This is a genomic window from Virgibacillus sp. DJP39, from assembly GCF_049310925.1.
Lineage (GTDB): Bacteria > Bacillota > Bacilli > Bacillales > Amphibacillaceae > Virgibacillus_F.
The window spans coordinates 1-8,020 of the sequence record NZ_JBMERP010000118.1 but is presented as its reverse complement, the minus strand read 5'-3'; the positions used below and the strand labels follow the sequence as shown (position 1 = coordinate 8,020).

8 protein-coding genes are annotated in these 8,020 nt (G+C 37.0%); 4 read left to right on the top strand and 4 right to left on the bottom strand.

Annotation, left to right across the window (positions count from 1 at the left end):
* On the top strand, positions 1-598 hold a 598-nt coding region (locus tag ACOI1D_RS20335), incomplete at its 5' end, for a glycine betaine ABC transporter substrate-binding protein (RefSeq protein ID WP_422503885.1).
* Positions 599-809: 211 nt separating this feature from the next.
* Positions 810-1,751, top strand: a complete 942-nt coding sequence (locus tag ACOI1D_RS20330) for a glycine betaine ABC transporter substrate-binding protein (RefSeq protein WP_422503884.1) — start codon at positions 810-812, stop codon at positions 1,749-1,751.
* A gap of 230 nt (positions 1,752-1,981) precedes the next feature.
* Here the strand turns inward: ACOI1D_RS20330 and ACOI1D_RS20325 are convergent, their stop codons facing one another.
* The 3 genes from ACOI1D_RS20325 to ACOI1D_RS20315 form a co-directional block, all read right to left on the bottom strand.
* Positions 1,982-2,341 carry a YtxH domain-containing protein gene (locus ACOI1D_RS20325; RefSeq protein WP_422503883.1) on the bottom strand — a complete coding sequence of 120 codons (360 nt, stop codon included), beginning with the start codon at positions 2,339-2,341 and terminating at the stop codon, positions 1,982-1,984.
* Positions 2,342-2,946: 605 nt separating this feature from the next.
* A complete protein-coding gene (locus ACOI1D_RS20320; protein WP_422503882.1) occupies positions 2,947-3,465 on the bottom strand; it encodes a tryptophan transporter in 519 nt (172 codons plus the stop codon).
* Between the two features lie 137 nt (positions 3,466-3,602).
* Complete coding sequence (locus tag ACOI1D_RS20315) at positions 3,603-4,028, bottom strand: HIT family protein (RefSeq protein WP_422503880.1); 426 nt, start codon at positions 4,026-4,028, stop codon at positions 3,603-3,605.
* A gap of 676 nt (positions 4,029-4,704) precedes the next feature.
* On the opposite strand from ACOI1D_RS20315, the gene ACOI1D_RS20310 reads away from it, so the two are divergent.
* A complete protein-coding gene (locus ACOI1D_RS20310) occupies positions 4,705-5,448 on the top strand; it encodes an ABC transporter ATP-binding protein (protein WP_422503879.1) in 744 nt (247 codons plus the stop codon).
* A complete protein-coding gene (locus tag ACOI1D_RS20305) occupies positions 5,441-6,652 on the top strand; it encodes an ABC transporter permease (RefSeq protein WP_422503877.1) in 1,212 nt (403 codons plus the stop codon). Before ACOI1D_RS20310 ends, ACOI1D_RS20305 begins: the two co-directional genes overlap by 8 nt.
* 43 nt (positions 6,653-6,695) lie before the next feature.
* On the opposite strand, the gene ACOI1D_RS20300 is transcribed toward ACOI1D_RS20305, so the two are convergent.
* On the bottom strand, positions 6,696-7,871 hold the full coding sequence (locus ACOI1D_RS20300) for an amidohydrolase (protein WP_422503876.1): 1,176 nt from the start codon (positions 7,869-7,871) through the stop codon (positions 6,696-6,698).
* Positions 7,872-8,020 lie beyond the last annotated feature (149 nt).

Sequence of the window (8,020 nt, the reverse complement as noted above, 5' to 3'; positions counted from 1 at the left end):
TTGGATGTTTGCAAAATACGACCTGAAGTATCTAGAAGATCCAAAAGGTGCATTTGGTGAAGCAGAAGTTATTAAAACAATGGTACGCAAAGGGTTAAAAGAAGAAATGCCAAATGCTGCAAAAGTATTGGATCAATTTTCTTGGACTCCAGATGACATGCAAGCCGTTATGCTTGAAATTACAAATGGAGCAGAGCCAGCTGAAGCTGCAGCTGCATGGGTAAAAGATAATGCTGACAAAGTTGCAAAATGGACAAAAGGCGTAGAAAAAGTTGATGGTAAGGAAATTGAGTTAGCTTACGTAGAATGGGATTCAGAAGTAGCTTCTACACACGTAGTAGCTGAAGTATTGAAGAACCAAGGATTCGACGTAACAGCAACTCCACTTGACAATGCTGTAATGTGGAAAGCAGTTGCTAATGGCGAAGCTGATGGAATGGTAGCTGCATGGTTACCAGCAACACATGCTGATCTTTATGCAGAATACAAGGATCAAGTAGTTGATCTTGGCGAAAACCTGCAAGGTGCCAGAATTGGTCTAGTTGTACCAAAGTATATGGATGTTAATTCCATTGAAGACTTGAAACCTGCTGAGTAATTCGCGTAATGCATAGTAACATGGCAATTACACAAAATAAAGACCGATACATAACTGTATCGGTCTTTATTTTTGAAAAATATAACAAAAAACACGAAAAATAATTCCATTTAGGATGTACATTCTGCTACTGAATAATAAATCACTCTAAAAGTGAAATTGGTGTATTAAATTTGCATTTAGGTACTTAATGTTTAAAGGAGTCAAGCGTATGGAAAATAAATTTCACAATTATAAATATATTGTTTTTACGATAGGTATAATACTACTTTTATTAATAGCAGGTTGCGGCACAGAGGAAAATGGGCAAGATAATGCAACTGGAGGCAGTGAGGCTGAAAAGAATGATTATGGCAAGACTATAGAATACACAATCACTGGTATTGAACCTGGCGCAGGTGTCACTGCAACAACGCTTAGTGCTATTGAAGAATATGATAATTTAAAAGGTTGGGAACTGAACCAGTCTTCAACCCCTGCCATGATGGCACAACTTGATGAGGCTATTCAAAAGAAAGAGCCAATTATTGTTACCGGTTGGAATCCTCATTGGATGTTCGCTAAATATGAAGGTTTAAAATACCTTAAAGACCCACAGGGGGCTTTTGGAGAAACAGAAGTTATTAAAACGTTGGTTAAAAAAGGTCTAAAAGAAGAAAAACCTAATGCATACAAAATTTTAGACCAATTTGAATGGAAAGTTGAAGATATGGAAGGAATCATGTTAGAGGCTAACGAAAGTGGTAAGGATATAGCTGAGGTAGCTAAACAATGGGTAGAGGATCATCCGGAAATCACAAATAAATGGACAAAAGGTGTGGAAGACGTAAATGGTGTGAAAGTTGAACTAGCTACTACACAGTGGGGTTCGGAACTTTCTGCTACAAACGCAGTTGCCAAGGTAATGACTGAAAAAGGCTTTGATGTAACAATTACACCAGTTGATCTTGCGGTTATGTATAAAGCTGTAGCCAATGGTGATGTAGATGCCACGGTAGCAGTTTGGATGCCGGTTACAACGAAGAAATTCTATGATAAATATGAAGGCGACTTTGTCGACTTAGGACCAAATTTAAAAGGTGCTAAAATTGGACTTGTTGTACCGGAGTATATGGAAATTGACTCTATAGAAGATTTAAAACCTGTAAAATAAACCAATTAAAAAAGGAATTTCTCATCATTTCGTCTGAGAAATTCCTTTTTAATTTAGACTTTTTTCGTTTTAAGATAGATATAAACTACATCACTGGAGCAATGTTGATCTCCACTTCAGGCAGTCGTTTTCCGCGGAAAGCATAGTGTATTTCCAAAACGGTATGTTAGGACACGAGTTATGGATTTTTTGTCAATAACAATAATCTTTAAGGGATAAACTTAATTTACTTATTGACTTTTAACCTTTTCTTCTAAATCCTTTAAGCTTGATTCTATTTGTTCTAAATACTTATGAATATTTTCTTGATGTGGTTCAACGGTTTGCTGCCAATCCTGAACGGACTTTTTCATTTCCTGTGTCAAGTCTTTTATTAAAGCTGCGCCTTCTTTTGAAGTTTCGGTAATTTGTTGCTTTAAACGTAATCCGTCAAACTTCAAATTGCTGATCATTTCTTTCCATTCGGTACTTTGTTCTTTTGCTCGGAAACGCAAATCTCTTCCAGATGATGGTGCACTAAGTAATGTTGCTGTAGCACTAACAACCCCACCAATAACAAAACCGACTACTAATGATTTACCACTTACCATATGAAATTCGCTCCTTTCAAGTCCCTACTATCTCTTTACCTCTTATTGTACTACAAGTAAACGTATTTCTCGAATATCTATGTATTTTTTTGATAGGCTGTTTTCTAAAGGATTGTTGTTTCGGACATAAAACCTATAAACTGCGACGTTACTTACCGCTACGGAAATACACTACGCGCACCTTAGGGAGGCTGGTGAGCCTCCTCGTACTCCGCACTGCGGGGTCTCACCGATGCCTTTTCCTCCCGCAGGAGTCTCCGTGTATTTCCTTCGCTAGCAATGTGTTAAACAAATGACCATCATGATAAAAACCTTTTTACGGATTGATTGAAGCGTAGGGCAGTCGACTCCTGCGGGAACAGCACGAGCTGAAGACCCCACAGCGGTGGTTTTCCGCGAGGAGGCTGAGGCCGTGCTCGCGGAAAGCGACTGCCCGAAGCGGAAATCAACGCAGCAGTTACGTCGCATTTTCTATCAAATACGAAGTTTAAAAAGCAACAAAACTTACGAAAATAGTCTTTTGTTATTATAATTATACTTCTTTTCCTGCTAAAAAATACCCACTGACATTTTGTGCCAGTGGATACATAAAATATATTTTATGTTTATATTGTTATTGGTTGAGAACGTTTCATGATTTTTTGTACCACTGGGTAAACAATAGCCATTACAAGTGCGTTCACGGCAGCTGTAGGTAGTACGATAGTTATAAATAGAACAGTAAATGCTCCGCCCATAAGTCCAACAATGTAGATTGCTGAAAATAAAAATATAGTGCCACTTATAATGGTGCCAATAGCAGCTAACACTGGAGCTCCAATGTTACCATTTATTTTATCTTTCACAAGTAAAAACAATCCGAAAAATATTAACGCTGTAATTGGTTTATCAATAAGATTAGCAATCTGTCCTCCAGGAACAAGTGTTGTTAGTGCTGATACAACAGCAGTAACAATCGATACTAATACAACGTACTTTAATTTTGGGAACAGCATAATACCCAGGAACATCATTGACAACAACATATCAGGCTTCATTCCAAACAAAATTGCTGGTACTACTGCGTGTAACACTGCTCCAATCCCTACAAATAGGGATAAGATAATTAGAATTCTTGTATTCATTTTAAACGCTCTCCTCTTCTCAGCTATACTATTTTTTTAAGACTTTTATTTCTCAACTGTACACTCATTGTCAGCTGCAGAAATATAATATTAATAGTATACCAAATTACCTGTAAAAGAAAAAGTATAATTTTCAATTATATTGAAGAATTTATTTCCTTTGCAATTTTTTGCAAGTCCTCATTTGTGTATTCTTCTGTATGTGTCTTCCAGTTAGTAGAGAAGCCATCAGAGTCACCGTATCTTGGTATCAGGTGAATGTGCAGGTGAAACACAGATTGATCTGCAGGTTTTTCATTATTATTCAATAAATTCATGCCAATTGGATTGTAGGTTGCTTTGATGGCATTGGCTACCTTTGGAACACGAGCAAAGAATTCACTTGCAGTATCCACAGGTGTTTCATAAATATTTTTCGTATGTGTTTTTGGTATAATCAGTGTATGTCCTTTAGTCACCTGGCTAATGTCTAAAAAGGCGTACACATAATCATCTTCATATACCTTCGCTGAAGGAATATCACCGCTGACAATCTTACAGAAAATGCAATCTTCATGACCCATGCAACATCACTCCTAAATGTATTTTTATCTATTGTATATAGGAATGGACAGGAATGTAAAGTCATACATATTAGAAAACTTGGCTGATTGCCAAGCCTTTATGGCGATAGCCTTAGTTGTTCATGCAGTAAGAAAGGATTTATGCTTTCTTAACTACTAAATAACAGGCTAGTCTTTTGCATCACTGCAATAGACTAGCCTGCTTTAAGCAGCCTGGGGATGGGTGTTCATCTAAGAATGGGGACTTTTGTAATTAGTTAGCATGATGGTCCTTCAGGTTAACTAATTTACAAAAACCGTTTTGTCTGTACTTCTGACCACGAATTACATGTAACAAAATGGGTTTTCGCTAGATGTCCTTTCACATACACCTCATTTACTATTAAATCGAATAACAAAATGGGTTTACGTTGAATGTGCGATCATATACACCTCATTTAGTATTTAAAACGTTTAATAAATGGGTTTACATTAAATGTTCGATCACATACACCTCATTTAGTATTTGATACGAAATTTTTGGTAGTGACCATCCTTGCAGGCTACAAACTATATTGTAAGCAGTTAATAAAAATTTATACACTTTTTCTGTAGAACTTTGTAATATAGTTTGTTTTGGATTTGTAAGCGAACAATGGTAAAATTTATAGTAGGAGTGTAACTAGGAGGAAATACAGTGAAACAGTTATTAACGATTGATAATTTACATGGTGGATATACACATAAAAATGTGCTGAATGGTATTTCATTTGATGTTAATCCAAAAGAAATTGTAGGATTAATTGGATTAAATGGCGCTGGAAAAAGTACCACAATTAAGCACATTATTGGTTTGATGCAGGCTAAAAAAGGATCTGTTTCAATAAATGGTAAAACATTCAATGAAAGCCCTGAATCATACCGTAAACAAATGGCTTACATACCAGAGATGCCTATATTATACGATGAGCTCACTTTATACGAACACTTAAAATTAACAGCTATGGCCTATGATATTTCAGAGGAACTTTTTGAAAAGCGACTACCAGTTTTGTTAAAAGAATTTCGTATGGAAAAAAAATTAAAATGGTTTCCTGTCCATTTCTCGAAAGGTATGCGTCAGAAGGTAATGATTATGTGTGCGTTTTTAATTGAACCGCCATTATACATTGTGGACGAGCCTTTTGTCGGACTGGACCCACTTGGAATTCAATCCTATCTTCAGTTAATGGATGAAATGAAATCTAATGGTTCCGGTATATTAATGTCAACGCATATCCTGGCTACAGCGGAACGCTATTGTGATCGTTTTGTTATATTGCATGATGGAAAAATTAAATCGATTGGCACACTTGAACAGCTACGCATGGAATTTGGGATGCCAAATGCAACACTGGATGATTTATATCTGCAGCTGACAAAGGAAGAAAATCATGTTTGATTCAAATGCATTTTTTAGAAATCGTTTATCTGAACATATGAAAGAAATGAGCCGCTATCTGCGATATATTTTTAATGGGCATACAGCGGTAGCAATGCTTTTTTTCATATCTGCTATAGCTGTATACTATCAGCAATGGATAGCAAACCTTCCAGATGGTTTTCCTACCGCATTAGTTGTTGGGATTGTATTCGGGCTGGTTGCAAGCTATAGCCCTGTCAGAACACTTTTAAAAGAGCCAGATTTAGTTTTCTTAATTGCGGCTGAGAGTAAAATGAACGCTTATTTTCGTAATGCGCTTCTTTATAGTTTTGTTATCCAATTATACTTAATCCTGCTCGTTGCTGCCGCTTTTGGACCGTTGTATGCTGCAACATATCCAAATCGTCCGGGGCAATCCTATCTTTTAATAGTTGTTGTATTACTGATTTTTAAAGTGTGGAATCTATTTGCGAATTGGTGGATGTTAAAAGTTAGAGCACCTGGTGTACGACAAACCGATCTACTAACACGCTCGCTTCTATCTATTGTAGTTTTTTATTTTTTAATTCAAGGAAATATGTTGTTCACGGCAATTACAACTGGATTATATATAGTTGTGTTCTTGTACGACTATAATGTCTCAAGGAAACATACAGGTATTATTTGGGATCTGTTAGTTGAAAAGGATCGTAACCGCATGCAAACGTTCTATCGGATTGCAAACATGGCTACAGACGTACCACATTTAAAAAATAAAGTAAAAAGAAGACAATGGCTTGCATCACTAGTAAGTAATGTCTCGTTTCAAAATAAACAATCCTTTAACTACTTATACCGGATTACATTCATTCGTAGTGGCGACTACCTGGGCATGTATATCCGTTTAATTGTCATTGGTGGATTGTTTATCTATTTCGTACCTCAGGTTTGGATGAAAATTTTATTTGGGTTTTTATTTCTTTACATGAGTATTTTTCAAATGATGACCTTATATCATCACCACCGGACAATAATGTGGCTTGATTTATATCCAGTCGATCATAAATGGAGAAGACAAGCAGTTTTAAACTGGCTGCTTCAGTTAGGAATCGTTCAAACGATTATATTTGCGGTTGTCTTTTTGCCATTACAGGAATATACAGGAGCGGCTATCACGCTAGTTGGTGGATTACTCTTCAATTATTTATTTATTAATGGATATGTAAAAAGTAAATTGGATTAAAAAGCATCCCAACAGATAAAAACTGTAGGAATGCTTTGATATTTTATCGATGTTTATCCTGATAAGCAAAATATGCCTCAATCAAAGTTTTAGCTGCTATTGGTAAAGCGCGTTCATCAATATCAAATCTTGGGTGGTGATGTGGATATTCACTCCCTGACTTCTGAGCACCTGTAAAGAAGTATGCTCCAGGTTTTTCAAGTAAATAATAACCAAAATCTTCTCCACCCATAACTGGAACCACTTCTTCTGGCGAAGTGATTTCCGGTACATTTTTACTAGCCTGCAGGACAAGCTCAGCTTCTTCTGCATGGTTTACTAATGGTGGGTAACCCCGTTCATAATTTAATGTGTAAGTCACATCGTTTGCAAGACAGACACCCTTAATAATTCTTTCCATTTCTTCAATAACCTGTTCTTGCACATTCGTATCGAGGTAACGCATGGTTCCAACTAATTTTGCTTTGTCTGCAATGATGTTAAATGCGTTTCCAGCTTCAAAGATTCCGATTGTTAACACAGCAGTTTTAAGTGGATCAATACGTCTGCTGATAATTTGCTGCAGCTGAACAATTACTTCAGAACCAATAACAATGGCATCCTTTGTTTCATGTGGGTAACCGCCATGGCCACCTTGACCTTGGATGATAAGTTCAAAGCGATCTGCACCTGCCATGAAAATATCCTTAGACGTTTGCATCACACCAACAGGAGTTGTAGCCCACAAATGTGTACCGAATACAGCGTCTACATGATCGAGCGCACCAGACTCGATGATTGGCTTTGCACCACCAGGAGCATATTCTTCAGCATGCTGATGTAAGAAAACAATTGTTCCTGGTAACTCATCTTGAAATGGCTGAAGAGCCTTTGCAAGGGACAATAATGTCGCTGTGTGTCCGTCATGTCCACAAGCGTGCATCACACCGTCAACCTTTGATTTGTATGGAACATCTTTTTCGTCCTGGATCGGGAGTGCGTCAAAATCCGCCCGTAAAGCGACTGTCTTACCTGGTTTACCGCCTTTTAGTGTTGCAAGTACACCATTTCCGCCAACCTTTGCCTGATAGGGAATGCCTAACTGCTCATAAAAATCAGCAATATATTTTGCTGTTTTCTCCTCATGAAACGATACCTCAGGGTACTGATGTAGGTACCGTCGTATATCTATCATTTCTTTGTGCAAATCGTCTATCTTCTGGTGAACTTCTTTACGCATTTCTAAACCCCCTACATAAAATTTAGTTGTATTCAGTTTATCATACCTAGTTTTGATTGGTGCCAAAATGTGTTAGAAAACTTGGTATATTGCCAAACCTAAATGTTGAAAGCCTATACTTTCCTTAATGCAAAAAAGAGCACCATTTG